The 25052-nt window shown below is 68.0% G+C and carries 21 protein-coding genes and 3 tRNA genes; 4 read left to right on the top strand and 20 right to left on the bottom strand.

What is annotated here, in order from left to right; all coding sequences use genetic code 11:
* Window positions 1–54 precede the first annotated feature (54 nt).
* The 13 genes from fusA to SSPS47_RS20435 form a co-directional block, all read right to left on the bottom strand.
* Entirely contained in the window at window positions 55–2184 is a 2130-nt protein-coding gene (gene fusA, locus SSPS47_RS20495; RefSeq protein ID WP_147874359.1) for an elongation factor G, read from the bottom strand.
* Between the two features lie 38 nt (window positions 2185–2222).
* Window positions 2223–2693, bottom strand: a complete 471-nt coding sequence (rpsG, locus tag SSPS47_RS20490; protein ID WP_023539364.1) for a 30S ribosomal protein S7 — start codon at window positions 2691–2693, stop codon at window positions 2223–2225.
* A gap of 3 nt (window positions 2694–2696) precedes the next feature.
* Window positions 2697–3068: a 30S ribosomal protein S12 gene (gene rpsL, locus SSPS47_RS20485; RefSeq protein WP_003948652.1), complete on the bottom strand. Its 372-nt coding sequence runs from the start codon at window positions 3066–3068 to the stop codon at window positions 2697–2699.
* Between the two features lie 318 nt (window positions 3069–3386).
* On the bottom strand, window positions 3387–7292 hold the full coding sequence (locus SSPS47_RS20480; RefSeq protein ID WP_147874365.1) for a DNA-directed RNA polymerase subunit beta': 3906 nt from the start codon (window positions 7290–7292) through the stop codon (window positions 3387–3389).
* A gap of 100 nt (window positions 7293–7392) precedes the next feature.
* A complete protein-coding gene (rpoB, locus tag SSPS47_RS20475; protein ID WP_078075569.1) occupies window positions 7393–10875 on the bottom strand; it encodes a DNA-directed RNA polymerase subunit beta in 3483 nt (1160 codons plus the stop codon).
* Between the two features lie 597 nt (window positions 10876–11472).
* Window positions 11473–11859: a 50S ribosomal protein L7/L12 gene (gene rplL, locus SSPS47_RS20470; RefSeq protein WP_147874366.1), complete on the bottom strand. Its 387-nt coding sequence runs from the start codon at window positions 11857–11859 to the stop codon at window positions 11473–11475.
* A gap of 84 nt (window positions 11860–11943) precedes the next feature.
* Window positions 11944–12507 carry a 50S ribosomal protein L10 gene (rplJ, locus tag SSPS47_RS20465; RefSeq protein WP_164252309.1) on the bottom strand — a complete coding sequence of 188 codons (564 nt, stop codon included), beginning with the start codon at window positions 12505–12507 and terminating at the stop codon, window positions 11944–11946.
* A gap of 321 nt (window positions 12508–12828) precedes the next feature.
* Window positions 12829–13788 (bottom strand): hypothetical protein, encoded by a 960-nt coding sequence (locus SSPS47_RS20460; RefSeq protein ID WP_164252307.1) that lies wholly within the window; start codon window positions 13786–13788, stop codon window positions 12829–12831.
* Between the two features lie 141 nt (window positions 13789–13929).
* Window positions 13930–14652 (bottom strand): 50S ribosomal protein L1, encoded by a 723-nt coding sequence (gene rplA, locus SSPS47_RS20455; RefSeq protein ID WP_147874368.1) that lies wholly within the window; start codon window positions 14650–14652, stop codon window positions 13930–13932.
* A gap of 97 nt (window positions 14653–14749) precedes the next feature.
* The gene (rplK, locus tag SSPS47_RS20450; RefSeq protein WP_164252306.1) at window positions 14750–15184 is read right to left on the bottom strand and encodes a 50S ribosomal protein L11; all 435 of its coding nucleotides are present in this window, start codon (window positions 15182–15184) and stop codon (window positions 14750–14752) included.
* A gap of 201 nt (window positions 15185–15385) precedes the next feature.
* Window positions 15386–16261 carry a transcription termination/antitermination protein NusG gene (nusG, locus tag SSPS47_RS20445; RefSeq protein WP_164252305.1) on the bottom strand — a complete coding sequence of 292 codons (876 nt, stop codon included), beginning with the start codon at window positions 16259–16261 and terminating at the stop codon, window positions 15386–15388.
* Between the two features lie 80 nt (window positions 16262–16341).
* Complete coding sequence (gene secE / locus SSPS47_RS20440; RefSeq protein WP_147874371.1) at window positions 16342–16632, bottom strand: preprotein translocase subunit SecE; 291 nt, start codon at window positions 16630–16632, stop codon at window positions 16342–16344.
* A gap of 108 nt (window positions 16633–16740) precedes the next feature.
* A tRNA-Trp gene (locus SSPS47_RS20435) sits at window positions 16741–16813 on the bottom strand.
* A gap of 226 nt (window positions 16814–17039) precedes the next feature.
* Here SSPS47_RS20435 and SSPS47_RS20430 point away from each other — a divergent pair.
* Both SSPS47_RS20430 and SSPS47_RS20425 read left to right on the top strand, forming a co-directional pair.
* The gene (locus tag SSPS47_RS20430; protein ID WP_164252304.1) at window positions 17040–18266 is read left to right on the top strand and encodes a pyridoxal phosphate-dependent aminotransferase; all 1227 of its coding nucleotides are present in this window, start codon (window positions 17040–17042) and stop codon (window positions 18264–18266) included.
* Window positions 18267–18387: 121 nt separating this feature from the next.
* Window positions 18388–19449, top strand: coding sequence for an adenosine deaminase (locus SSPS47_RS20425; RefSeq protein WP_164252302.1), 1062 nt, complete (start codon window positions 18388–18390; stop codon window positions 19447–19449).
* A 16-nt stretch (window positions 19450–19465) separates the two neighbouring features.
* Here the strand turns inward: SSPS47_RS20425 and SSPS47_RS20420 are convergent, their stop codons facing one another.
* On the bottom strand, window positions 19466–20089 hold the full coding sequence (locus SSPS47_RS20420) for a TetR/AcrR family transcriptional regulator (RefSeq protein ID WP_239064991.1): 624 nt from the start codon (window positions 20087–20089) through the stop codon (window positions 19466–19468).
* 89 nt (window positions 20090–20178) lie between these two features.
* On the opposite strand from SSPS47_RS20420, the gene SSPS47_RS20415 reads away from it, so the two are divergent.
* A complete protein-coding gene (locus tag SSPS47_RS20415; protein WP_164252300.1) occupies window positions 20179–20814 on the top strand; it encodes an NAD(P)H-binding protein in 636 nt (211 codons plus the stop codon).
* Between the two features lie 42 nt (window positions 20815–20856).
* Here the strand turns inward: SSPS47_RS20415 and SSPS47_RS20410 are convergent, their stop codons facing one another.
* From SSPS47_RS20410 to SSPS47_RS20385, 6 genes are all read right to left on the bottom strand, one after another.
* Window positions 20857–21912, bottom strand: a complete 1056-nt coding sequence (locus tag SSPS47_RS20410; RefSeq protein WP_164252298.1) for a UDP-N-acetylmuramate dehydrogenase — start codon at window positions 21910–21912, stop codon at window positions 20857–20859.
* 73 nt (window positions 21913–21985) lie between these two features.
* Window positions 21986–22414: a MaoC family dehydratase gene (locus SSPS47_RS20405; RefSeq protein WP_164252297.1), complete on the bottom strand. Its 429-nt coding sequence runs from the start codon at window positions 22412–22414 to the stop codon at window positions 21986–21988.
* A gap of 5 nt (window positions 22415–22419) precedes the next feature.
* The gene (locus SSPS47_RS20400; RefSeq protein ID WP_147874378.1) at window positions 22420–22872 is read right to left on the bottom strand and encodes a MaoC family dehydratase N-terminal domain-containing protein; all 453 of its coding nucleotides are present in this window, start codon (window positions 22870–22872) and stop codon (window positions 22420–22422) included.
* Window positions 22873–22991: 119 nt separating this feature from the next.
* Entirely contained in the window at window positions 22992–23156 is a 165-nt protein-coding gene (gene rpmG / locus SSPS47_RS20395) for a 50S ribosomal protein L33 (protein ID WP_003956487.1), read from the bottom strand.
* A gap of 89 nt (window positions 23157–23245) precedes the next feature.
* Window positions 23246–23318 (bottom strand) — tRNA-Met (locus SSPS47_RS20390).
* 47 nt (window positions 23319–23365) lie between these two features.
* A tRNA-Thr gene (locus tag SSPS47_RS20385) sits at window positions 23366–23438 on the bottom strand.
* Window positions 23439–23765: 327 nt separating this feature from the next.
* Between SSPS47_RS20385 and SSPS47_RS20380 the strand changes: the two genes are divergently transcribed.
* Window positions 23766–25010: an amidohydrolase family protein gene (locus tag SSPS47_RS20380; protein ID WP_164252296.1), complete on the top strand. Its 1245-nt coding sequence runs from the start codon at window positions 23766–23768 to the stop codon at window positions 25008–25010.
* The last annotated feature ends 42 nt before the right edge of the window (window positions 25011–25052 follow it).

Below are 25052 nucleotides of genomic sequence, written 5' to 3'. Positions count from 1 at the left end.
TGCCCGGCACCCCAGGGCTTGCCGGTGACAAGCCTAAAGCGTGCTCGGGACGAGCTACTCGCCCTTGGCCTTCGCGATGATCTCCTCGGCGACGTTCCGGGGAACCTCGGCGTAGGAGTCGAACTGCATCGAGTAGCTTGCGCGACCCGACGTCTTGCTGCGGAGGTCTCCGACGTAGCCGAACATCTCCGAGAGGGGCACGAGGCCCTTCACGACGCGAGCGCCGCTGCGCTCCTCCATGGCCTGGATCTGGCCACGGCGGGAGTTGAGGTCGCCGATGACATCGCCCATGTAGTCCTCGGGCGTGGTGACCTCGACGGCCATCATCGGTTCGAGCAGGACGGGCGACGCCTTGCGGGCACCCTCCTTGAACGCCTGCGAACCGGCGATCTTGAAGGCGAGTTCCGAGGAGTCGACCTCGTGGTAGCCACCGTCGAGAAGGGTGACGCGGACGCCCACCATCTCGTAGCCGGCCAGGATGCCGAACTGCATGGCCTCCTGGGCACCCGAGTCCACCGAGGGGATGTACTCACGGGGGATACGGCCACCGGTCACCTTGTTCACGAACTCGTAGGTCGCGTCGCCGCCCTCGATGGGCTCCAACGCGATCTGCACCTTCGCGAACTGGCCGGTACCACCGGTCTGCTTCTTGTGCGTGTAGTCGATACGCTCGACGGCCTTGCGGATCGTCTCACGGTAAGCGACCTGCGGCTTACCGACATTCGCCTCCACGCGGAACTCGCGCTTCATGCGGTCGACAAGCACCTCGAGGTGAAGCTCGCCCATACCACCGATGATGGTCTGGCCGGTCTCCTCGTCCGAGTGAACCTGGAAGGAGGGGTCCTCCTCCGAGAGCCGCTGGATGGCGACACCCAGCTTCTCCTGGTCACCCTTGGACTTGGGCTCGATAGCGACCTGGATCACCGGCGCCGGGAAGTCCATGGACTCCAGGATCACCGGGTTCTTGTCGTCGCTCAGCGTCTCACCGGTGGTGGTCTGCTTCAGGCCCATGACGGCGACGATGTCACCGGCGCCCACCGACTCGATCTCCTCACGCTTGTTCGCGTGCATACGGTAGATCTTGCCGATGCGCTCCTTCTTGCCCTTCACGGAGTTCAGCACCGCGGTGCCGGCCGTCAGGCGTCCGGAGTAGATCCGGACGAAGGTGAGCTTGCCCAGGTGCGGGTCGCTCGCGATCTTGAAGGCGAGGCCGGAGAACGGCTCGTCGTCGGAAGGCTTGCGCTTGATGACCTTCTCCGGGTCCTTGACGTCGTGGCCTTCGATGGCGTCGACGTCGAGGGGGGAAGGCAGGTAGCGCACGACCGCGTCGAGCAGGGGCTGAACGCCCTTGTTCTTGAACGCGGTTCCGCAGAAGACGGGCGTGACGGTGACGGAGTCGGCCGCACCCCTGGAGGCGAGCGTGATACGGCGGATCGCCGCGTGCAGCTGCTCCTCGGTGGGCTCTTCGCCCTCCAGGTACAGCTCCATCATCTCGTCGTCGTTCTCGGACACGACCTCGAGGAGCTTGCCGCGCCATTCCTCGGCGGCCTCGGTGTGCGTGTCCGGGATGTCGACGACGTCGTACATCTCGCCCTTGGTGGCCTCGGCGGACCAGACGAAGGCCTTCATCGACACGAGGTCGACGACGCCCTTGAAGTCCATCTCGGCACCGATCGGCAGCTGCATCACGATCGGGACCGCGCCGAGGCGGTCCGAGATCATGTCGACACAGCGGTGGAACTCCGCGCCGGTCCGGTCGAGCTTGTTGACGAAGCAGATACGCGGCACGCCGTAGCGGTCCGCCTGACGCCAGACGGTCTCGGACTGCGGCTCGACGCCAGCCACACCGTCGAACACGGTGACAGCGCCGTCGAGGACGCGGAGCGAACGCTCCACCTCGACGGTGAAGTCGACGTGACCCGGGGTGTCGATGATGTTGATCGTGTGATCGACATCGTCGAGCGGCCAGTGACAGGTCGTCGCGGCGGACGTGATCGTGATGCCGCGCTCCTGCTCCTGCTCCATCCAGTCCATCGTGGCAGCGCCGTCGTGGACCTCACCGATCTTGTAGCTCACACCGGTGTAGAACAGGATCCGCTCGGTGGTGGTCGTCTTGCCCGCGTCGATGTGGGCCATGATCCCGATGTTGCGGACCTTGGCCAGGTCAAGCGAAGTGGTGGCCATAAGGCTCAATCTTCTCTCGGTCTCGATGTGGGCGCTGACTACCAGCGGTAGTGCGCGAAGGCCTTGTTGGACTCGGCCATCTTGTGCGTGTCCTCACGCTTCTTGACCGAAGCGCCGAGGCCGTTGGAGGCGTCGAGCAGTTCGTTCATGAGGCGCTCGGTCATGGTCTTCTCGCGACGGGCGCGGGAGTAACCGACCAGCCAGCGCAGCGCGAGGGTGGAGGCGCGACCGGGCTTGACCTCGATCGGCACCTGGTAGGTGGCGCCGCCGACGCGGCGGGACTTGACCTCGAGAGACGGCTTGACGTTCTCAAGCGCGCGCTTCAGCGTGATGACCGGGTCGTTGCCGGTCTTCTCGCGGAGGCCTTCCATGGCGCCGTACACGATCCGCTCGGCGGTGGAACGCTTGCCGTTGAGCAGAAGCTTGTTGATCAGCGACGTGACAAGAGGAGAACCGTAGACCGGGTCGATGATGACCGGGCGCTTCGGGGCAGGGCCCTTACGAGGCATTGTTTACTTCTCCTTCTTGGCGCCGTAGCGGCTGCGGGCCTGCTTGCGGTTCTTGACACCCTGGGTGTCAAGGGAGCCGCGGATGATCTTGTAACGAACACCCGGCAGGTCCTTCACACGGCCACCACGCACGAGCACGATGGAGTGCTCCTGCAGGTTGTGTCCCTCACCCGGAATGTAAGCCGTGACCTCGATGCCGGAGGTCAGACGCACACGCGCGACCTTCCGCAGTGCGGAGTTGGGCTTCTTCGGGGTGGTCGTGAACACACGCGTGCAGACGCCGCGGCGCTGAGGGGAACCCTCAAGGGCGGGCGTCTTGTTCTTCTCGACCTTGTCCTGCCGGCCCTTCCGGACCAGCTGCTGGATCGTAGGCACTACTTCTCCGGTTTCTGTGTGCCGTCGGTAAAACTAACCTGGAACATTCGCCGACCCACGCGGTCGGGTGTGTCGAATACTGCAAGATCCCGCTGGAGGCGAGGAAAGCGCAGATCGCGGTGGCCTTTGTCCGAACTCGCCATGCGGTTGAGGACACGCACAGGAGCCCAGGCACACCCCAGGCACAAGGTCTGAGCGTACCTACCTCATCGACTCCGGTCAAAAAAGATGCGCCGCACCTGGTTTCGGATACCTCACACACGGCCGATGGGCGGCCTCCCCAACCGGGGTGACCGCCCATCGGACCGAACTCACGTCCTACTGGTTGTACGGACCGTAGTCGTAGTCCTCCAGCGGAACGGCCTGGCCGGAGCCCGTGCCGAACGGTGAGTAGTCGATGTCGTCGTAGCCCACTGCCGAGTACATCGCGGCCTTGGCCTCCTCGGTCGGCTCCACCCGGATGTTGCGGTAGCGGGAGAGACCCGTACCCGCCGGGATGAGCTTTCCGATGATGACGTTCTCCTTGAGGCCGATCAGGGAGTCCGACTTGGCGTTGATCGCCGCGTCGGTCAGGACCCTGGTCGTCTCCTGGAAGGACGCCGCCGACAGCCACGACTCGGTGGCCAGCGAGGCCTTGGTGATACCCATCAGCTGCGGACGGCCGGAGGCCGGGTGGCCGCCTTCCGTGACCACACGACGGTTCTCCGTCTCGAACTTCGAGCGCTCGACGAGCTCGCCCGGCAGCAGTTCCGCGTCGCCGGACTCGATGATCGTCACGCGGCGCAGCATCTGCCGGATGATGATCTCGATGTGCTTGTCGTGGATCGACACACCCTGCGAGTTGTAGACCTTCTGGACCTCGCCGACCAGGTGGACCTGGACCGCGCGCTGACCGAGGATCCGCAGCACGTCGTGCGGGTTGGTGGCACCCACGGTGAGCTTCTGGCCCACCTCGACGCGGTCACCGTCGCCCACGAGCAGACGGGCGCGCTTGGAGATCGGGAACGGCGTCTCCTCGCTTCCGTCGTCCGGGGTGACGACGAGCTTCTTCGTCTTCTCGGTCTCCTCGATGCGGACGGAGCCCGCGGCCTCGGAGATCGGCGCGACGCCCTTGGGCGTACGGGCCTCGAAGAGCTCGACGACACGCGGCAGACCCTGTGTGATGTCGTCACCCGCCACACCACCGGTGTGGAAGGTACGCATCGTCAGCTGGGTGCCGGGCTCACCGATGGACTGGGCGGCGATGATGCCGACCGCCTCACCGATGTCGACCAGCTTGCCGGTGGCCAGCGAACGTCCGTAGCAGAAGGCACAGGTGCCGACCGCGGACTCACAGGTCAGGACCGAGCGGGTCTTGACCTCCTCCACGCCGGCCGCCACGACCGCGTCGATCAGGACATCGCCCAGGTCGACGTTGGCCGGCGCGATGACCTTGCCGTCCACGACGACGTCCTCGGCGAGCATCCGCGCGTACACGGACGTCTCGACGTCCTCCGCCTTGCGCAGGACACCGTCGGCGCCGCGCTCGGCGATCCGCAGCTTGAGGCCGCGGTCGGTGCCGCAGTCCTCCTCGCGGATGATGACGTCCTGCGAGACGTCCACCAGACGACGGGTGAGGTAACCCGAGTCGGCGGTACGCAGGGCGGTGTCGGCCAGACCCTTACGGGCACCGTGCGTGGAGATGAAGTACTCCAGCACGGACAGGCCTTCACGGAAGGACGCCTTGATGGGACGGGGAATCGTCTCGTTCTTGGCGTTGGACACCAGACCACGCATACCGGCGATCTGACGCATCTGCATCATGTTTCCGCGAGCACCCGAGTTCACCATCATGAAGATGGGGTTCGTCTTCGGGAAGTTCGCGTTCATCGCCTCGGCGACCTCGTTGGTCGCCTTGGTCCAGATCGCGATGAGCTCCTGCGTGCGCTCGTCCTTGGTGATCAGACCGCGCTCGTACTGCTTCTGGACCTTCTCGTCCTGCGCCTCGTAGCCCTGGACGATCTCCTTCTTCGCCTCGGGCACGACGACGTCGGAGATGGCGACGGTGACACCGGAGCGGGTCGCCCAGAAGAAGCCGGCCGCCTTCAGGTTGTCGAGCGTCGCCGCCACGATGACCTTGGGGTAGCGCTCGGCGAGGTCGTTGACGATCTCGGAGAGCTGCTTCTTGCCCACCGAGTAGTCGACGAACGGGTAGTCCTCGGGCAGCAGCTCGTTGAAGAGCGCGCGGCCCAGGGTCGTACGCAGCCGGAACGGGTCGCCCTGCTGCCACTCGGCGTTGGTCTCGCCGTCCTCGCCGACCGGCGGGGTCCAGCCGCGCGGCGGGATGGTGCCCACCGGGAAGCGGATGTCGATCTTCGCCTGGAGCGAGAGCTCCCGGTTGTCGAACGCCATCGTGGCCTCGGCGCTGGAGCCGAACGACCGGCCCGCGCCCAGGACCTCGCGCTCCTCCTCGTCCGTGGTGAGGAAGAAGAGGCCGAGCACCATGTCCTGGGTGGGCATGGTGACGGGACGGCCGTCGGCCGGCTTGAGGATGTTGTTCGAGGACAGCATCAGGATGCGGGCCTCGGCCTGCGCCTCCGCGGAGAGCGGCAGGTGCACGGCCATCTGGTCACCGTCGAAGTCCGCGTTGAACGCGGTGCAGACGAGCGGGTGGATCTGGATGGCCTTGCCCTCGACGAGCTGCGGCTCGAAGGCCTGGATGCCCAGGCGGTGCAGGGTCGGAGCACGGTTCAGCAGCACCGGGTGCTCGGCGATGACCTCTTCGAGGACGTCGTACACGACGGTGCGGCCACGCTCGACCATGCGCTTGGCCGACTTGATGTTCTGCGCGTGGTTCAGGTCCACCAGGCGCTTCATCACGAACGGCTTGAAGAGCTCCAGCGCCATGGCCTTCGGCAGACCGCACTGGTGCAGCTTGAGCTGCGGTCCGACGACGATCACGGAACGGGCCGAGTAGTCGACTCGCTTGCCGAGCAGGTTCTGGCGGAAACGGCCCTGCTTGCCCTTCAGCATGTCGCTGAGGGACTTCAGGGGCCGGTTGCCGGGACCGGTGACCGGGCGACCGCGGCGGCCGTTGTCGAACAGCGCGTCGACGGCCTCCTGGAGCATCCGCTTCTCGTTGTTCACGATGATCTCGGGGGCACCGAGGTCAAGGAGACGCTTGAGGCGGTTGTTGCGGTTGATCACACGGCGGTACAGGTCGTTCAGGTCGGAGGTCGCGAAGCGGCCACCGTCCAGCTGCACCATCGGACGCAGGTCCGGCGGGATCACCGGTACGCAGTCCAGCACCATGCCCTTGGGGCTGTTGCTGGTCTGCAGGAACGCGGAGACGACCTTGAGGCGCTTGAGCGCACGGGTCTTCTTCTGGCCCTTGCCGGTACGGATGATCTCGCGGAGCCGCTCGGCCTCTTCGTTCAGGTCGAAGGACTCCAGGCGCTTCTGGAGCGCCGCGGCGCCCATCGAGCCGTCGAAGTACGTGCCGAAGCGGTCACGCAGCTCGCGGTAGAGCAGCTCGTCGCCCTCCAGGTCCTGGACCTTGAGGTTCTTGAAGCGGCTCCACACCTCGTCGAGACGGTCGATCTCGCGCTGCGCACGGTCGCGCAGCTGCTTCATCTCACGCTCGGCGCCTTCGCGCACCTTGCGGCGCACGTCGGCCTTGGCGCCCTCGGCCTCCAGCTCGGCCAGGTCGGTCTCGAGCTTCTTGGCGCGGGCTTCGAGATCCGAGTCGCGACGGTTCTCGACCTGCTGACGCTCGACGGAGACATGCGCCTCCAGCGAGGGCAGGTCGCGCGTACGGCGCTCCTCGTCCACGAACGTGATCATGTACGCGGCGAAGTAGATGACCTTCTCAAGGTCCTTCGGCGCGAGGTCGAGCAGGTACCCCAGCCGGGACGGAACGCCCTTGAAGTACCAGATGTGGGTGACGGGAGCGGCAAGCTCGATGTGACCCATCCGCTCACGGCGCACCTTGGCGCGCGTGACTTCCACGCCACAGCGCTCACAGATGATGCCCTTGAAGCGGACACGCTTGTACTTGCCGCAGTAGCACTCCCAGTCCCGGGTCGGACCGAAGATCTTCTCGCAGAAGAGTCCGTCCTTCTCGGGCTTGAGCGTGCGGTAGTTGATGGTCTCCGGCTTCTTCACTTCGCCGTGGGACCAGGTCCGGATGTCGTCCGCGGTGGCGAGGCCAATCCGCAGCTCGTCGAAGAAGTTGACGTCGAGCACTTGTCGTCAATCCCTCTTTCGGGGTCGAGTCTCAAATCATGGTCTGTACGGGGCCCGGGAGGAGCCGGCCGCTCCGAGACGGGAGCGGCCGGACAACCCGTCAGACCTCTTCGACGCTGCTCGGCTCTCGCCGGGACAGGTCGATACCGAGCTCCTCCGCCGCGCGGAAGACGTCCTCGTCCGTGTCACGCATCTCGATGGACATGCCGTCCGACGAGAGCACCTCCACGTTGAGGCAGAGCGACTGCATTTCCTTGATGAGCACCTTGAAGGACTCGGGAATGCCGGGCTCGGGGATGTTCTCGCCCTTGACGATGGCCTCGTAGACCTTCACGCGGCCGGTCACGTCGTCGGACTTGATGGTCAGCAGCTCCTGGAGGGCGTAAGCGGCGCCGTACGCCTCCAGCGCCCACACCTCCATCTCACCGAAGCGCTGGCCGCCGAACTGGGCCTTACCACCCAGCGGCTGCTGGGTGATCATGGAGTACGGACCGGTCGAGCGGGCGTGGAGCTTGTCGTCGACCAGGTGGTGGAGCTTGAGGATGTACATGTAGCCGATGGACACCGGCTCGGGGAACGGCTCACCGGAGCGGCCGTCGAACAGGTGCGCCTTGCCGGAGCCCTTGACCATCCGCTCGCCGTCGCGGTTCGGGATCGTGGCCTCGAAGAGACCGGAGATCTCGTCCTCGCGGGCGCCGTCGAAGACGGGTGTCGCGACGTTGGTGCCGGGCGCGACCTCGTCGGCGCCGATCGCCTTCAGACGCTCCATCCAGTCCTCGCTGCCCTCGACCTTCCAGCCCTGGCTGGCGAGCCAGCCGAGGTGGATTTCGAGGACCTGTCCCGGGTTCATCCGGGACGGGACACCGAGGGGGTTGAGGATGATGTCGACCGGGGTGCCGTCCTCCAGGAACGGCATGTCCTCGATCGGCAGGATCTTGGAGATGACGCCCTTGTTGCCGTGACGGCCGGCGAGCTTGTCACCGTCGGTGATCTTGCGCTTCTGGGCGACGTAGACGCGGACCAGCTGGTTCACGCCCGGAGGAAGCTCGTCGCCCTCCTCGCGGTCGAAGACGCGGACACCGATGATCTTGCCGGTCTCGCCGTGCGGCACCTTCAGCGAGGTGTCGCGGACCTCACGGGCCTTCTCACCGAAGATCGCGCGCAGCAGGCGCTCCTCCGGCGTCAGCTCGGTCTCACCCTTGGGCGTGACCTTGCCGACGAGGATGTCTCCGGCCGTGACCTCGGCACCGATACGGATGATGCCGCGCTCGTCGAGGTCCGCGAGGACCTCTTCGGAGACGTTCGGGATGTCCCGGGTGATCTCCTCCGGGCCGAGCTTGGTGTCACGGGCGTCGACCTCGTGCTCCTCGATGTGGATCGAGGAGAGGACGTCGTCCTGCACCAGCCGCTGGCTGAGGATGATCGCGTCTTCGTAGTTGTGGCCCTCCCACGGCATGAACGCCACGAGGAGGTTCTTGCCGAGCGCCATCTCGCCCTGCTCGGTGGCGGGACCGTCGGCGAGCACCTGGCTCTCGACGACCCGGTCACCCTCGGAGACGACGACCTTCTGGTTGACGGAGGTGCCCTGGTTGGAGCGGGAGAACTTGGCGATGCGGTACGTGGTGTACGTGCCGTCGTCGTTGGCGACGGTGATGTAGTCCGCGGAGACCTCCTGGACCACACCTTCCTTCTCCGCCTTGATGACGTCACCCGCGTCGACCGCGCAGCGGTACTCCATGCCGGTGCCGACCAGCGGCGCCTCGGCCGTGATCAGCGGTACGGCCTGGCGCATCATGTTCGCGCCCATGAGGGCACGGTTGGCGTCGTCGTGCTCAAGGAACGGGATCATCGCGGTCGCGACCGACACCATCTGGCGCGGCGAGACGTCCATGTAGTCGACGTCGTCGCCGGGGATGTAGTCGACCTCGCCGCCACGACGGCGGACCAGGACGCGCGGCTCGGTGAACCGCATGTCCTCGGAGAGCGTCGCGTTGGCCTGGGCGATGACGAAGCGGTCCTCCTCGTCGGCGGTCAGGTAGTCGACCTCGTCGGTGACCTGGCCCTCGACGACCTTGCGGTACGGCGTCTCGATGAAGCCGAACGGGTTGACCCGGCCGTACGACGCGAGCGAGCCGATCAGACCGATGTTCGGGCCTTCCGGCGTCTCGATCGGACACATGCGGCCGTAGTGCGAGGGGTGCACGTCACGGACCTCGAAGCCGGCCCGCTCACGCGAGAGACCACCCGGGCCGAGCGCGTTCAGACGGCGCTTGTGGGTGAGACCCGAGAGCGGGTTGTTCTGGTCCATGAACTGCGACAGCTGGCTGGTACCGAAGAACTCCTTGATGGAGGCGACGACCGGCCGGATGTTGATCAGCGTCTGCGGCGTGATCGCCTCGACGTCCTGGGTCGTCATGCGCTCGCGCACGACGCGCTCCATCCTCGCCAGACCCGTACGGACCTGGTTCTGGATGAGCTCGCCCACGTTGCGCAGACGGCGGTTGCCGAAGTGGTCGATGTCGTCGGTCTCGACGATGATCTGCGTGCCGTTCTCGCCGACCGTCTCGGTCTCACCGGCGTGCAGCTTCACCAGGTACTTGATCGTGGCGATGATGTCGTCGGTGGTGAGCACACCGGCGTCCAGCGGCTCTTCCGCGCCGAGCTTCTTGTTCACCTTGTAGCGGCCGACCTTCGCGAGGTCGTAGCGCTTGGGGTTGAAGTAGAGGTTCTCGAGCAGCGTCTGGGCCGCCTCGCGGGTCGGGGGCTCGCCCGGACGCAGCTTGCGGTAGATGTCGAGCAGCGCGTCGTCCTGGCCCTGGGTGTGGTCCTTCTCCAGGGTGGCGCGCATCGACTCGTACTCGCCGAACTCCTCGAGGATCTGCTCGGTCGTCCAACCGAGAGCCTTGAGCAGGACGGTCACGGACTGCTTGCGCTTGCGGTCGATACGGACACCGACCATGTCGCGCTTGTCGATCTCCATCTCCAGCCAGGCACCCCGGGACGGGATGATCTTGGAGGAGAAGATGTCCTTGTCGGACGTCTTGTCGATCGAGGAGTCGAAGTAGACACCCGGCGAGCGCACGAGCTGCGTCACGACGACACGCTCGGTGCCGTTGATGACGAAGGTGCCCTTGTTGGTCATGAGCGGGAAGTCGCCCATGAAGACCGTCTGGGACTTGATCTCGCCGGTCTCGTTGTTGGTGAACTCGGCGGTGACGAAGAGCGGGGCCGCGTACGTGAAGTCGCGCTCCTTGCACTCGTCGATCGAGTTCTTGGGAGGCTCGAAGCGGTGGTCGCGGAAAGTCAGCGACATCGACCCGGAGAAGTCCTCGATCGGGGAGATCTCCTCGAAGATCTCCTCCAGACCGGACTTCCTGGGGACGTCCTGCCCGTTCTCCAGAGCAGCCTCGACACGAGCCCTCCAGACCGCATTGCCGAGCAGCCAGTCAAAGCTCTCGGTCTGCAGCGCGAGGAGGTTCGGAACCTCGAGGGGCTCCTTGATTTTTGCAAAAGAGATGCGCAGCGGGGCGGTGCTGGCGCCGTTGTTCGTATTCGTGGTCGAGGCGTTGCGCGAGGCGGCCAAGAGGGGGTCCTTCCGAGGGCTCGGACTCACTACGCGCGTACCGGTCCCGAGCTGGACAGAGCGGGTGACAGGCCCTGAATGGGCTGATCAGCCGACGATGTCATGCATGGGGGTGCCCCTGGTGACGGGCAGGGAGCAGCTAACAGGCAGCGCAAAGGGTCAGTGTAGCCACTTGGCACACTGATGTCCAGGCCGGGTTTTGCGAGACCCTCGTTGTTCTCAACACCTTGTCTCAACTGCGTATCGACCCACGCCGTAGGCGCACATCGATCCTGCCCTCTTCGTCGCCGATCCATGCCTCGGATTCGGATCGATATCGCGACGCGTCCTGAGAATTGCGCGCTGCGTGCGGTTCGTCAAGGCCCCCCGTTCCGTACGGATCGTCACCGGTCGTACGGAAGGCACGGCGATGATCACCATACTCGCAGCCCACCGAAGAGCAAGGAACCCCTCGCGGCAACGCGGAAGGACGGTCACCCGTACGGGGGACCGTCCTTCTCGTCAACGCTGTGCACCTCTCGGTGCGGATCGCTGCCCCTCCGTCCCGCGGGCGCCTGTACGGCTCCGCGGGACGGATGTCAGCGGGGTCCTACGAGGTCACTTGACCTCGACGGAGGCGCCGGCGCCCTTGAGGGACTCGGCAGCCTTCTCGGCGGCCTCCTTGGCGACCTTCTCCAGGACGGGCTTCGGGGCGCCGTCCACGAGGTCCTTGGCCTCCTTGAGGCCCAGCGAGGTCAGCTCACGCACGACCTTGATGACCTGGATCTTCTTCTCGCCGGCACCCGTGAGGATGACGTCGAACTCGTCCTGCTCGGCCTCGGCCTCGACAGCGGCACCGGCGGCACCGCCGGCGGCGGCGACGGCGACCGGGGCGGCGGCCTTGACGTCGAACTTCTCCTCGAACGCCTTCACGAAGTCGGCAAGCTCGATGAGGGTCAGGTTCTCGAACTGCTCGAGCAGGTCGTCCTGGGACAGCTTCGCCATGATGGCGGTCCTTCCACTAATTTCGGCAGGTGCCGGATGAATGTGAACGGCGGGCGTACGGGCCCGCCGCGACGCGGCGCCGAACTACTCGGCGTCGGCCTCGGCGGGAGCCGGCGTACCGGCACCGCCCTGCTCGGCCTCACGCTTGGCGCGAAGGGCGTCCGCGGTGCGGACGAACTCCGACAGCGGGGCCTGGAATGTCGCCGCGGCCTTGGCCATCGACGCCTTGATTCCACCGGCCACCTTGGCGAGCAGCACCTCGCGCGACTCGAGGTCCGCGAGCTTCTTGAACTCGTCGGCGCTGAGCACCTTGCCGTCAAGGACACCGCCCTTGATGACGAGGTTCGGGTTGTCCTTGGCGAAGTCACGAAGACCCTTCGCCGACTCCACCGGGTCACCGGTGACGAAGGCAACCGCCGTCGGACCCGCGAACAGGTCGTCCAGCGTGTTGATCCCGGCCTCGTTGGCCGCGATCTTGGTCAGCGTGTTCTTCACCACGGCGTACTGGGCGTTCGCACCGAGGGAACGGCGCAGCTCCTTGAGCTGCGCCACGGTGAGACCCCGGTACTCGGTCAGCACTGCGGCGTTCGAGCTGCGGAACTGTTCCGTCAGCTCGGCCACCGCGGCAGCCTTGTCGGGCCTTGCCATGAGCGTCGGCCTCCTTCCGGGTGATGAGGACCGCTCAGAAGGGGCTGAACAAGACGAAACGCCCCGGCGCAGGCGCACGGGGCGTAGCTCAACCAGGACGAACCCTGGGAACTCTCCTCGGTCACCTACGCGGGTCGTCCGCTTCCAGCGAATCCTTCGGCCGCCCCACCCTCTTGCGAGAGCACGGCGACGACCAGCGGTCTTTGGCTTCTTCCGAAGAGTACGGGACGGGGTTACCGTCAGGCAAATCCGTCGAACAGGCCCGTAAACCGGTTCCGGGAAACGGATCCCGGAACCGGGTTCGCGGGGCGGGGCGCGGGATCAGATCCCGGAGTCGTCGGCTCCCGCGCCGGCCGCGCCGCCGAGGTCGCCCAGCATCTCGAAGAGGTCGACGGTGTCGCCGGCCGGCGGGGCCTGGACGGACGCCTTGGCGCCGTAGTCGCTGTACCGCGCGCTCATCGTGATGTCGCCCTGCGGGGAGTCCATCGCGACGTCCATCTTGACCGGGTAGTCGTCCTCGTTGACCCAGACCTCGATGTCGTAACCCTCGATGCCCGACTTCTCGATGCCGGCGAGCAGGTCCTTGCGCTCCTTGGCGCTGAGGACGTCGAGCGACTCGTTCGACTCGACCATCTCGGCGACCGTGAGCGTGCCCTTGTAGTGCTGGGCGTCGACCCCGTCGACCTTCTCGGAGCCGACGTGCTTCACGTTCGGCGAGTCCAGCAGCAGCGCGAGCTGCTGGGCCGGGTCCTGGTTCATGTTCTCCATGCCACCGGTGAGCTCCTGGGCGACCGCGGGGTCGCCCGAGGCCTCCGCCGCGGCGGCGAGGTCCAGCTTCATCCAGCGCTTGCCGTCCATGTCCTTGGCCGCCTCGGCGCCCATGTCCATGTACATCGCGTTCTTGACCCACACCATCCGGATCTTGTCCGGGGCGTCGGGCTCGGCCTGCATCATCGAGCCGGTCATGGTCATGTCCATCACCATGGGGTCCCAGCCCATGACGCCGGACATCTCCATCTCGCCGCCGCCGGCGGCCCCCGCCGCGCCGGCGGGCATCGACATCGTCATGCTGACCTTGGCGGACTTGGCCGCCGCCGTCTTCTCGTACGCCGCCGTCAGGACCTCGGTCACCGCCGAACGGGACTGTGGCTCCCCGCCGTTGGCCGCGGAACTGCCGGTCTTCTTCGTGTCCGGGTCGTCGCTCTGACAGCCGGCCACACCCGCCACAACGGCCAGTGCCGTCAGCGAGACGCCAACACGCCCCCATGCCGACATGGTCATACCCCACCCCTTTTTTCGATGTTCCTGGTTGAACGGTAACGCACACATCTGACAGCCCGCGTATGCGAAAACCGGCCCCGACACCTCAACAGAGGTGCCGGGACCGGCTCTTGACACGCGAACGCGCGACCGCCGTCAGTCTCAGACGGAGGCCGGGTCCTCCTCGACGAGGAGGTTACGGGTGCGGTTGGCGTCCAGCGGAATACCGGGGCCCATCGTCGTCGCCAGGGTCGCCTTCTTGATGTAACGGCCCTTCGCGGCGGACGGCTTGAGACGGAGGATCTCCTCCAGCGCCGCGGCGTAGTTCTCGACCAGCTTCGTCTCGTCGAAGGAGACCTTGCCGATGATGAAGTGCAGGTTCGAGTGCTTGTCGACGCGGAACTCGATCTTGCCGCCCTTGATGTCGGTCACGGCCTTGGTGACATCGGGGGTGACGGTGCCGGTCTTCGGGTTCGGCATCAGACCACGCGGGCCGAGGACGCGGCCGAGCCGGCCGACCTTGCCCATGAGGTCCGGGGTGGCGACGACGGCGTCGAAGTCGAGACGGCCCTTCTGGACCTCTTCGATCAGTTCGTCGGAGCCGACGATGTCGGCGCCCGCGGCACGCGCTGCCTCGGCACGGTCACCGGTCGCGAAGACCAGGACCCGGGCGGTCTTGCCGGTGCCGTGCGGAAGGTTCACGGTGCCACGGACCATCTGGTCCGCCTTGCGCGGGTCGACACCCAGACGCATGGCGACCTCGACGGTGCCGTCGAACTTGGTGGTGTTGGTGTCCTTGGCCAGACGGACGGCTTCGAGCGGAGGGTAGTTACGCTCCGCGTCGATCTTCGCGTCCGCGCCGCGGAGTGCCTTGCTGCGCTTCACTTCTTCTCCTGGTGGTTCATTCAGGTGTGGAGTTCGTGGTGCGGGCCGCGCATGGCCCTTCCACTTGGCGTGCCCGAGTGGGCCCGCCGGGCCGGTCTCAGCCCTCGACCGTGATGCCCATCGAACGGGCGGTGCCGGAGATGATCTTCTCGGCGGCGTCCAGGTCGTTGGCGTTCAGGTCGGGCATCTTGGTCGTGGCGATGTCACGGACCTGCTCACGCGTGAGCTTGGCGACCTTCTTGACGTGCGGCTCGCCGGAGCCCTTGTCCACACCCGCGGCCTTGAGGATCAGCTTCGCGGCCGGCGGAGTCTTGGTGATGAAGGTGAAGGAGCGGTCCTCGTAGACCGTGATCTCCACCGGCACGACCATGCCACGCTGCGACTCGGTCGCGGCGTTGTAGGCCTTGCAGAACTCCATGATGTTGACGCCGTGCTGGCCCAGCGCGGGACCGACCGGCGGAGCCGGGTTGGCCGCGCCGGCCTGGATCTGGAGCTTGATGAGCCCCGTGACCTTCTTCTTCTTGGGAGGCATTGCTCTCTCCGGGTCCTAGTGAGAGTTTCTCGCCCGCCGCCCGGGTCATCCGGATGCGGGCATACCGCGCAACGATAACGGGTATAGCTGCACGGCCAAAAACCGAGCAGGTCAGACCTTCTCCCACGAGCGGGCGAAAAGCCGCTGCGAGAGCCTGTCTGACCTGGTCGGAAGTGGCTTACGGGCGCGCGGAACCGCGCGTCAGTTCTTCTGGATCTGGTCGAAGCTCAGCTCGACCGGAGTCTCGCGACCGAAGATCTCGACGAGGCCCTTGACCTTCTTGGAGTCGGGGTTGATCTCGTTGATCGTCGCCTGGAGCGTCGCGAACGGGCCGTCGGTGACGGTGACCGAGTCGCCGACCTCGAAGTCCAGCACCTGGACCTCGACCTTGCGGGACGGAGCCGGCTTGCCCTCGGCCTCGGCCGCCTCGCGCGCGGCCTTCTCCTCGGCCTCGGGGGCGAGCATCTTGACGATCTCGTCCAGCGTCAGCGGGTACGGGTCGTAGGCGTTGCCGACGAAGCCGGTGACACCGGGGGTGTTCCGTACGACGCCCCAGGACTCGTTCGTCAGGTCCATCCGCACCAGGACATAGCCCGGGAGCTTGTTCTGGCGGACGTTCTTGCGCTCGCCGTTCTTGATCTGGACGATCTCTTCCTCGGGCACCTCGGCCGAGTAGATGAAGTCCTCGACGTTGAGCGAGACGGCGCGCTGTTCCAGGTTGGCCTTCACACGCTTCTCGTAACCCGCGTACGTGTGGATGACGTACCACTCGCCGGGCAGCCCGCGCAGCTCCTCGCGGAGCGCGGCGACCGGGTCGGGCGCGGCGGCGGGCTCCTCGGCGAGCTCGATGTCGTCGCCGTCCTCGGCAGCCTCGTCCTCGTCATCGGCCTTGGGCGCGGCGTCGGCGGCGTCCTCGTCCTCGACGTGCAGCGCGGACTCCTCGGCCGGCTCGCCGGCCTCGGCGTCAGCGGCTTCGGCCTGGTCTGGCTCGACAGCGTCCGCCGCCTCCACGATGTCGGTCTCGTCCGCACGGGACTCGACCGCCTCGTTGGCGTCGTTCAGGTTCGGGTCAGACACGTTGGCTGCTTCTTCCTGGCTTCACGATGGGTGGAACATGCGGAAAGGGACGCCTGTGGGCGCCCTCCGCCTCCGCGGCTCTAGCCGAAGACGTACTTGACTACTCTCTGGAAGCCGTAGTCCATAACGGTCACCAGACCGATCATGACGACGACGAAGACGATCACGACAGTCGTGTAGGTCGTCAGCTGGTTGCGAGTCGGCCAGACGACCTTGCGCAGCTCCGCGACGATCTGACGGTAGAAGAGCGCGAGACGGCCCAGGGGGCCCTTCTTGCCGCGCTTGCCACCCTTGCGGGTCTTCTTGCCCGACTCTGCGGTCTCGTCATCGTCAGCATCAGGCTTGTCGATGGAGCCCACGGCGTCCGTCACGCTCTCTCACCTGATTCCGGGTCGTGGCCGTGCCGCGCCCGGTGGAGCCGCACGGCAGTGCTTTTGAAGTACGTACATGCGCACACATCCTGGCGGAGGAGTGTGTAGCAGGGCCGGAGGGACTTGAACCCCCAACCGCTGGTTTTGGAGACCAGTGCTCTACCAATTGAGCTACGACCCTTTGCGTTTTCCCCAACCTACCGCATCCGACCGGAAGCACGGTGTGTGCGGATCGGTGGTGGCGGATAAGGGCCAACGACCAGTGAGTGTACGTGCTCGGGCGCCCGGCGTCGAACAGGTAACACCGGACCGGGTCTTGTCAGAACCTGTCCACTCTCCGTCCGCGAGCTGTCCGGTCGGCGAAACACCTGTGCTCCGCTCTCGGAGGGTCTGGGACCATGGCCCGCATGAGCGCTGCAATCCCTCCGACCGAGCGCCGGGTCTCCGCCCGAGTCGGCGCAATCTCCGAGTCCGCCACCCTCGCTGTCGACGCCAAGGCCAAGGCCCTCAAGGCCGCGGGCCGGCCGGTGATCGGCTTCGGTGCCGGCGAGCCCGACTTCCCGACGCCCGGCTACATCGTCGAGGCCGCGAGCGAGGCCTGCCACAACCCGAAGTACCACCGCTACACCCCGGCCGGCGGGCTCCCCGAGCTCAAGGCCGCCATCGTCGCCAAGACGCTGCGTGACTCCGGCTACGAGATCGACCCCGCCCAGGTCCTGGTGACCAACGGCGGCAAGCAGGCGATCTACGAGGCGTTCGCCGCGATCCTCGACCCGGGCGACGAGGTCATCGTCCCGGCGCCGTACTGGACGACGTACCCCGAGTCGATCCGGCTGGCCGGCGGTGTCCCGGTGGAGGTCGTGGCCGACGAGACCACCGGCTACCGGGTCTCCGTGGAGCAGTTGGAGGCGGCGCGCACGGAGCGTACGAAGGTCGTGCTCTTCGTCTCGCCCTCCAACCCGACCGGCGCCGTCTACAGCCGCGAGGACACCGAGGCCATCGGCCGCTGGGCCGTGTCGCACGGCCTGTGGGTCATGACGGACGAGATCTACGAGCACCTCGTCTACGGGGACGCCGAGTTCACTTCGCTGCCCACGGTCGTGCCGGAGCTGCGCGACAAGTGCGTCGTGGTCAACGGTGTCGCCAAGACGTACGCGATGACCGGCTGGCGGGTGGGCTGGATCGTCGGCCCCAAGGACGTGGTGAAGGCCGCGACCAACCTCCAGTCGCACGCGACGTCCAACGTGGCGAACGTCTCCCAGGCCGCCGCGCTCGCCGCCCTCACCGGCAGCCTCGACGCGGTGGACGAGATGCGGGTCGCCTTCGACCGGCGCCGGGGCACCATCGTCCGGATGCTCAACGAGATCGACGGCGTGGTCTGCCCGGAGCCCGAGGGCGCCTTCTACGTGTACCCGTCGGTGAAGGCGCTGCTCGGCAAGGAGATCCGCGGCAAGCGCCCCGAGAGCTCGGTCGACCTCGCCACCCTGATCCTGGAAGAGGCCGAGGTCGCGGTCGTACCGGGTGAGGCCTTCGGTACGCCGGGATATCTGCGGCTGTCGTACGCGCTCGGTGACGAGGACCTGGTCGAGGGTGTGGCCCGGCTCCAGAAGCTGCTGGCCGAGGCCCGCGACTGAGCGTCGACGCATGAGAGAACGGGCTCCCGGTGCCTTCCGGGGGCCCGTTCTTCCGTTCGGGCAACCACCCGAAGGTGTAAAGGGACTCCCGGAGTCCGTCCGAGTACGGCAAGATCCATGGATGGAGAACGTTTCCGGCCCCCCGCGTGACGACAGCGCCACCCGCGCCACCCGTGACATCCGCCTGTTGCCGAAGGCCCACCTGCATCTGCACTTCACCGGCTCGATGCGGCCGACGACGCTGCTGGAGCTGGCCGACAAGTACGGCGTCCACCTCCCGGACGCCCTCACCGGCGGCGAGCCGCCCGAACTGCGCGCGACCGACGAACGCGGCTGGTTCCGCTTCCAGCGGCTCTACGACATCGCCCGGTCCTGTCTGCGCTCCGCCGAGGACATCCAGCGGCTGGTGCGCGAGGCCGCCGAGGAGGACGTCAGCGACGGCTCCGGCTGGCTGGAGATACAGGTCGACCCCACCTCCTACGCCCCGCTGCTCGGCGGGCTGATCCCGGCGCTGGAGATCATCCTGGACGCCGTGGACGCGGCGTCCAGGGACACCGGGCTCGACATACGGGTCGTGGTCGCGGCGAACCGGATGAAGCACCCCCTGGACGCCCGCACGCTGGCGCGGCTCGCCGTGCGGTACGCGGACCGGGGCGTCGTCGGGTTCGGTCTGTCGAACGACGAACGCCGGGGCATGGCACGGGACTTCGACCGGGCCTTCGCGATCGCCAGGGAGGGCGGGCTGCTCGCGGCGCCGCACGGCGGTGAGCTGAGCGGGCCCTCGTCCGTACGGGACTGTCTGGACGATCTGCGTGCGAGCCGGGTCGGGCACGGCGTACGGGCGGCCGAGGATCCGCGGCTGCTGCGCAAGCTGGCCGAGCGCGGGGTGACCTGTGAGGTGTGCCCGGCGTCGAACGTGGCGCTGGGCGTGTACGAGAAGCCCGCCGACGTACCCCTGCGGACCCTGTTCGACGCCGGGGTGCCGATGGCGCTGGGCGCCGACGACCCGCTGCTGTTCGGTTCGCGGCTGGCGGCGCAGTACGAACTGGTGCGCAAGCACCACGGGTTCACGGACGGAGAGCTGGCCGAGCTGGCCCGTCAGTCCGTACGGGGCTCGGCGGCGCCTGCCGGGACACAGGAGAAACTGCTGGCGGGGATCGACGGCTGGCTGCTGGACGGCTGACGGCGCGGACCGCCCGTCAGGTCCCGGGGGCGAGGCCCAGGAGCGCCGCGCGGACCAGCGTGGGGGCGAACTCCTCGACGGGGGCGACCGGTTCGCCGTCGGGGAAGCTGCGCAGGAACGCCCGCTGCTGGCACGCGCCGAGCAGCAGCGTGGCGGCGGCGTCGGGATCGGCGTCGGGGCGGATCCGGCCCGCCTCGCGCTCGTTGCGCAGATAGGCGGCGAGGGAGCGCAGCGGGATGTGCGGGCCGGCACCCAGTGCGCGTACGCCCTCGGCGTGGCGGCGCAGCAGGGCCGGTTCGGCGAAGAGTGAGGCGGCGATCGCGAAGGTGGCCTCGTAGAAGAGGGCGGCCTGGCGGACGACCTCGATCAGGTTCTCCTCGACGCTCCGTGCGCCCCCCGCCCCGCCCGTTTCCCCGTCGGCGGGGCGCTTCGCGAGTTCGCCGAGGAGCGGGCCGAGCCGGGGCAGCCGCTCGTCCAGTACGTGCAGGAAGAGGTCTTCCTTGCCGGCGAAGTACTTGTAGAGGGCCGCCTCCGAGCAGCCGGCCGCTCGGGCGATCTCCTTGGTGGTGGCGCGGGCCAGGCCGATGGTGGCCATCAGCTCGGCGGCGGCGTCGAGGATGCGGGCCCGCGCGGGCTTCATATGTGGTCCGTTCACGGCTTGACGGCGGGGTGAGTACCTACTCACCATAGGGGTGAGTGAGTACTCACCCACCAGGGAAGGCTACTGCTATGAAGCTCACCGTTTTCGGTGCGACCGGGGGCGTCGGCCGGGAGATCGTCCGGCAGGGGCTGGCGGCGGGACATCAGGTCACGGCGGTGGTGCGGGACCCGGCGCGGCTGGAGGTCACCGGCGACCGCCTGGAGGTGTTCACCGCGACCGCGTTCGACGACCCGGAGTCACTGCGGCCCGCCGTGGCCGGGCGGGACGCGGTGCTGTCGGGCGTCGGTCCGCGCGGGCGCAAGGACGCGGGGCTCGCGGCGCCCGTGACCCGCTCGATCCTGCGGGCGATGGACGCGCAGGGGGTGCGCCGCGTCGTCGTGGTGAGCGCGGCCCCGCTCGGTCCCGTACCGCGCGACGAGCCCCTGGCCGGGAAGCTCGCCCTGGGCGTCGTGAGGATCGTGTTCAAGCCCGTCTACGACGATCTCGCCCGTATGGAGGAGGAGCTGGCACGCAGCGGGGCGCACTGGACCTCCGTGCGGCCGCCCCAGCTCGTGGACGCGCCGGTGACCGGCGTCTACCGGACGGTGGCCGACGGGAACCCGCGGGCGGGGAGAAGGATCGGCCGGGGCGACGTGGCGCACGCGATGCTGGCGACGGTGGACGATCCGGCGCTGGTGAAGCGGGCGGTGGGGGTCGCGTACTGAGGCCGGTGCCCGGGGGTCGGCCTTTCGACCGGGGCCGGTGCGTCAGAGGCTGACGCCCACCGTCACCGGCTCGTTGACCAGGGTGATCCCGAAGGCCTCGTGTACCCCCGCGACGACCTCGCGGGCGAGCGCGAGCAGGTCCTCGGTGGTGGCGTCGCCCCGGTTGGTCAGGGCGAGGGTGTGCTTGGTGGAGATGCGCGCCGGGCCCGCGCCGTACCCCTTGGTGAAGCCCGCGCGGTCGATCAGCCACGCCGCCGAGGTCTTCGTGCGGCCGTCCCCCGCCGGGAACGCGGGCGGTGCGACGTCCGCGCCGAGCCGCTCGAAGACGCGGGCGAGGAACGCCGCGAACTGGGCGTCGTCGAGGATCGGATTGGTGAAGAAGGAGCCGGCCGACCAGGTGTCGTGGTCCGCCGGGTCGAGCACCATGCCCTTGCCCGCGCGCAGTTCGAGGACGGTCCTGCGGGCGGTGGCGGCGGGGACCCGGTCGCCGGGCTCGACACCGAGGGCGCGCGCCGTCTCGGCGTACTTGAGCGGGGCCGAGAGCCCGTCCGCGTCCTCCAGCCCGAACCGCACGCGCAGCACGACATAGCGCTCGGGGTGCTCCTTGAAGCGGCTGTGGCGGTAGGAGAACGCGCACTCGGCGTTGGTGAGGGTCAGGGTCTCGCGGGTGGTCCGGTCGTAGGCGACGACCTCGGTGATGGTGCTGGACACCTCCTGGCCGTACGCGCCCACGTTCTGGATCGGGGTGGCGCCGGCCGAGCCGGGGATGCCGGCGAGGCACTCGACGCCCGCGAGACCGGCCTCGACGGTACGGGCGACGGCGTCGGTCCAGGTCTCGCCGGCGGCCAGTTCCAGCGCCGTACCGGAGAGGTCGAAGCCGCGTGTCGCGATCCGCAGGGCGGTGCCCTCGAAGCCCTTATCGCCGATGACCAGATTGCTGCCGCCGCCGATGACCAGGAGCGGTGTACCCGCGTCGTCCGCCTCGCGCACGGCCGCCACGACCTCTTCGTCGGTGGTCGCGGTGATCAGCCGGGTGGCGGGGCCGCCGAGGCGGAAGGTGGTCAGGGGGGCGAGGGGGGCGTCGTGGAGTTCCTGCACGGCACAAGAGTACGTTCGGATCCGGAGACGGCTCGTCCCCGGATCCGAACGTGTGGGGCGGTGGGTCGGACGCTCAGGCCAGCCGGACGACGGCGCGGGACATCCCCAGCACCTTCTTGCCCTCGCTGGTCGCCGTCAGATCCACCCGCACGCGGTTGTCGTCGAGCTTGTCGCCGATCTTGGCGCTCACCTCGATGACCGCGCCCGTACCGTCGTCGGGCACCACGACGGGCCTGGTGAAGCGGACCCCGTACTCGACGACAGCCCCCGGGTCCCCCACCCAGTCGGTCACCACCCGGACCGCCTCGGCCATGGTGAACATGCCGTGCGCGATGACGTCGGGCAGGCCGACCTCCCGGGCGAACCTCTCGTTCCAGTGGATCGGGTTGAAGTCACCGGACGCGCCGGCGTACCGCACCAGGGTGTCCCGGGTCACCGGGAAGACCGTGGCCGGCAGCTCCGTACCGACCTCGACGTCCTTGTACGCGATCTGCGTGGCCATCGGTGTCACTCCCCCTCGGCGCCGCGCGCCACCAGTTTCGTCCACGCGGTCACGACGTGCGCGCCCGCCTCGTCGTGCACCTCGCCGCGGACGTCGAGGATGTCGTTCCCCGCCATGGATTTGATCCCCTCGATGGTCGAGGTGACGGTCAGCCGGTCGCCCGCCCGGACGGGGCGGGTGTACGCGAACTTCTGGTCGCCGTGCACGACCCGGCTGTAGTCGAGACCCAGCTGCGGATCCGCGATGACCTCACGCGCCGCCTTGAAGGTGATCGCGAAGACGAAGGTCGGCGGGGCGATCACATCGAGGTGGCCGAGCGCCTTCGCCGCGTCCGGGTCGGCGTACGCCGGATTGCCGTCACCCACCGCCTCGGCGAACTCGCGGATCTTCTCCCGGCCCACCTCGTACGGCTCGGTGGGCGGATAGGTCCGCCCGACGAAGGACTGGTCGAGCGCCATGGACTCGTTACCTCCTGATGAGACTGCCCTGATGAATTGGTGCACAACTATGTACGGGGCCCGGCAAACGACACGAGGCCGCCCCCCGTTAAGGGGACGGCCTCGGGTACGAGCCTGGGTCAGCGCGTTTCGCGGTGAGCCGTGTGCGAGTTGCAACGAGGGCAGTGCTTCTTCATCTCAAGACGGTCCGGGTTGTTGCGCCGGTTCTTCTTGGTGATGTAGTTCCGCTCCTTGCACTCCACGCAGGCCAGCGTGATCTTCGGGCGGACGTCGGTGGCAGCCACGTGAGTGCTCCTTGGACGGACAGATTGACGGGTTAACGCATAAAAGAGTAGCCGATCGAAGGATCGCCCCCACCATCGGCTACCGTGTGTAGCGGTGACCGGACTTGAACCGGTGACACAGCGATTATGAGCCGCTTGCTCTACCGACTGAGCTACACCGCTGTGATGTCGGATCCCCTCGCCCGAGGGCGAGGAGCGCCGGACACCAGAGCCCCAATACGGAATCGAACCGTAGACCTTCTCCTTACCATGGAGACGCTCTACCGACTGAGCTATTGGGGCGAGCGATGAAGACATTACACGGTCCGTCGCCGTTCGCCCAAATCCGTTTCCCGGCTTCTCGTCCCACCTGTCCCTTCCGTCTCGGGGCGGGCGGCGGACAGGGGTTGGCGACGCCTCGGGACGCCCTCGCCGGGGCTCCCGATCGGGGGCGGAGGCCCGGTGGGACCGGGCGTGGGAGGCGTTCCGTACACCAGGCAGAGCCACGCCGGTATGACTATTTCCTTCCTCCTCGAAGGGTGCCCGGGGCGCCTCTAGGCTCGACCCACGCCGCGTGATCTTGCACGCCGGAGCCCCACACCCCCCGCCAGGAGCCCACCCAGGAGCGCGATGCCCGACAGCCAGCCGCAGCCGCCGGACGGCGCCACGGCGAACGCCACCGCGCTGCTGCTGCGCGGGGCCCGGCTCACCGACGGCCGCGCCGTCGACGTACGGCTGAGCGGCGGCCGCATCGAAGCCGTCGGCACGGCCGGCAGCCTCACCGCGCCGGGCGCGTGCCTGGACCTCGACGGGCATCTGCTGCTGCCCGCCCCCGCCGAGCCGCACGCCCACAGCGACACCGCGCTGAGCGCCGTCGCACCGGACAGGCCCGTCTCGTACGACGCCGAGGACGTCCAGCGGCGCGCCACCGAGGCCGCGCTGCTCCAGGTCGGGCACGGGGCGACGACGCTGCGTACGCATGTGCGCGTCGGTGACGCGCAGGAGCTGGCTCCCCTGGAGGCGGTGCTCCGGGCACGGCGTTCGCTGCGTGGGCTCGGCGATCTGACGGTCGTGGCCGTACCGCGGCTGCTGACCGGGGTCGCGGGCGCGGACGGGCTGGCGATACTGCGGGACGCGGTGAAGCTGGGCGCGGGTGTGGTGGGCGGCTGCCCGGACCTCGATCCGGATCCGGCCGGATACGTGGAAGCGGTGCTGACCGTCGCCGCCGAACACCGGTGCCCCGTCGACCTCCATACGGACGCGGGTGACCCGGCCCGGCTGGCGCGCCTCGCGGCGATGGCCGGCGGGCTGCGGCCCGGTGTCTCGATCGGGCCCTGCGCCGGGCTGTCGCGGCTGCCGGCGGACATGGCGGGCCGGGCCGCCGACCAGCTGGCGGCGGCGGGTGTGACGGTCGTCTGTCTGCCCCAGGGCCGCTGCGGCGGCGCCGAGCAACGGGGAGTGGCTCCCGTGCGGCTGCTGCGTGCCGCCGGTGTACGGGTGGCGGCCGGCAGCGGCGCCGTACGGGACGTGGCGAACCCGGTGGGGCGCGGGGATCCGCTGGAGGCGGCGTATCTGTTGGCCTCCCAGGGAGGGCTGCGGGCGGCGGAGGCGTACGACGCGGTGAGCGCGGGCGCGCGGGAGGCCATGCGGCTGCCGGAGGTACGGGTGGAGGCGGGCTTCCCCGCCGAGTTGCTGGCGGTGCGCGGGGAGCGGCTGGAGGGGGTGCTGTCGCTGGCGTACAGCAGGATCGTCATCCACCGGGGCCGGGTGGTGGCCCGGACGAACGCCGTGCGGGAGTACTGCGACCCGGCCGGGGCCGCGGCGCTGGACCTGCCGCGACAGGGGCGGCAGGTGCGGCCGGAGACGGGGGCGTGAGCGGCCGGCACCCCGCGGACGGGTGGTGGGAATCGCTCCTCC

Origin of the sequence: Streptomyces sp. S4.7, assembly GCF_010384365.1 — a bacterium.
Classification (GTDB): Bacteria; Actinomycetota; Actinomycetes; order Streptomycetales; family Streptomycetaceae; genus Streptomyces.
This window is presented reverse-complemented; position numbering and strand designations above follow the sequence as displayed.

Excerpts from the sequence above, each read along its gene's own strand:
- fusA (WP_147874359.1), bottom strand. The coding sequence starts at position 2,184 with ATGGCCACCACTTCGCTTGACCTGGCCAAGGTCCGCAACATCGGGATC.
- rpsG (WP_023539364.1), bottom strand. The coding sequence starts at position 2,693 with ATGCCTCGTAAGGGCCCTGCCCCGAAGCGCCCGGTCATCATCGACCCG.
- rplL (WP_147874366.1), bottom strand. The coding sequence starts at position 11,859 with ATGGCGAAGCTGTCCCAGGACGACCTGCTCGAGCAGTTCGAGAACCTG.
- rplJ (WP_164252309.1), bottom strand. The coding sequence starts at position 12,507 with ATGGCAAGGCCCGACAAGGCTGCCGCGGTGGCCGAGCTGACGGAACAG.
- SSPS47_RS20460 (WP_164252307.1), bottom strand. The coding sequence starts at position 13,788 with ATGACCATGTCGGCATGGGGGCGTGTTGGCGTCTCGCTGACGGCACTG.
- rplK (WP_164252306.1), bottom strand. The coding sequence starts at position 15,184 with ATGCCTCCCAAGAAGAAGAAGGTCACGGGGCTCATCAAGCTCCAGATC.
- SSPS47_RS20430 (WP_164252304.1), top strand. The coding sequence starts at position 17,040 with ATGAGCGCTGCAATCCCTCCGACCGAGCGCCGGGTCTCCGCCCGAGTC.
- SSPS47_RS20425 (WP_164252302.1), top strand. The coding sequence starts at position 18,388 with ATGGAGAACGTTTCCGGCCCCCCGCGTGACGACAGCGCCACCCGCGCC.
- SSPS47_RS20420 (WP_239064991.1), bottom strand. The coding sequence starts at position 20,089 with ATGAAGCCCGCGCGGGCCCGCATCCTCGACGCCGCCGCCGAGCTGATG.
- SSPS47_RS20415 (WP_164252300.1), top strand. The coding sequence starts at position 20,179 with ATGAAGCTCACCGTTTTCGGTGCGACCGGGGGCGTCGGCCGGGAGATC.
- SSPS47_RS20405 (WP_164252297.1), bottom strand. The coding sequence starts at position 22,414 with ATGGCCACGCAGATCGCGTACAAGGACGTCGAGGTCGGTACGGAGCTG.
- SSPS47_RS20400 (WP_147874378.1), bottom strand. The coding sequence starts at position 22,872 with ATGGCGCTCGACCAGTCCTTCGTCGGGCGGACCTATCCGCCCACCGAG.
- SSPS47_RS20380 (WP_164252296.1), top strand. The coding sequence starts at position 23,766 with ATGCCCGACAGCCAGCCGCAGCCGCCGGACGGCGCCACGGCGAACGCC.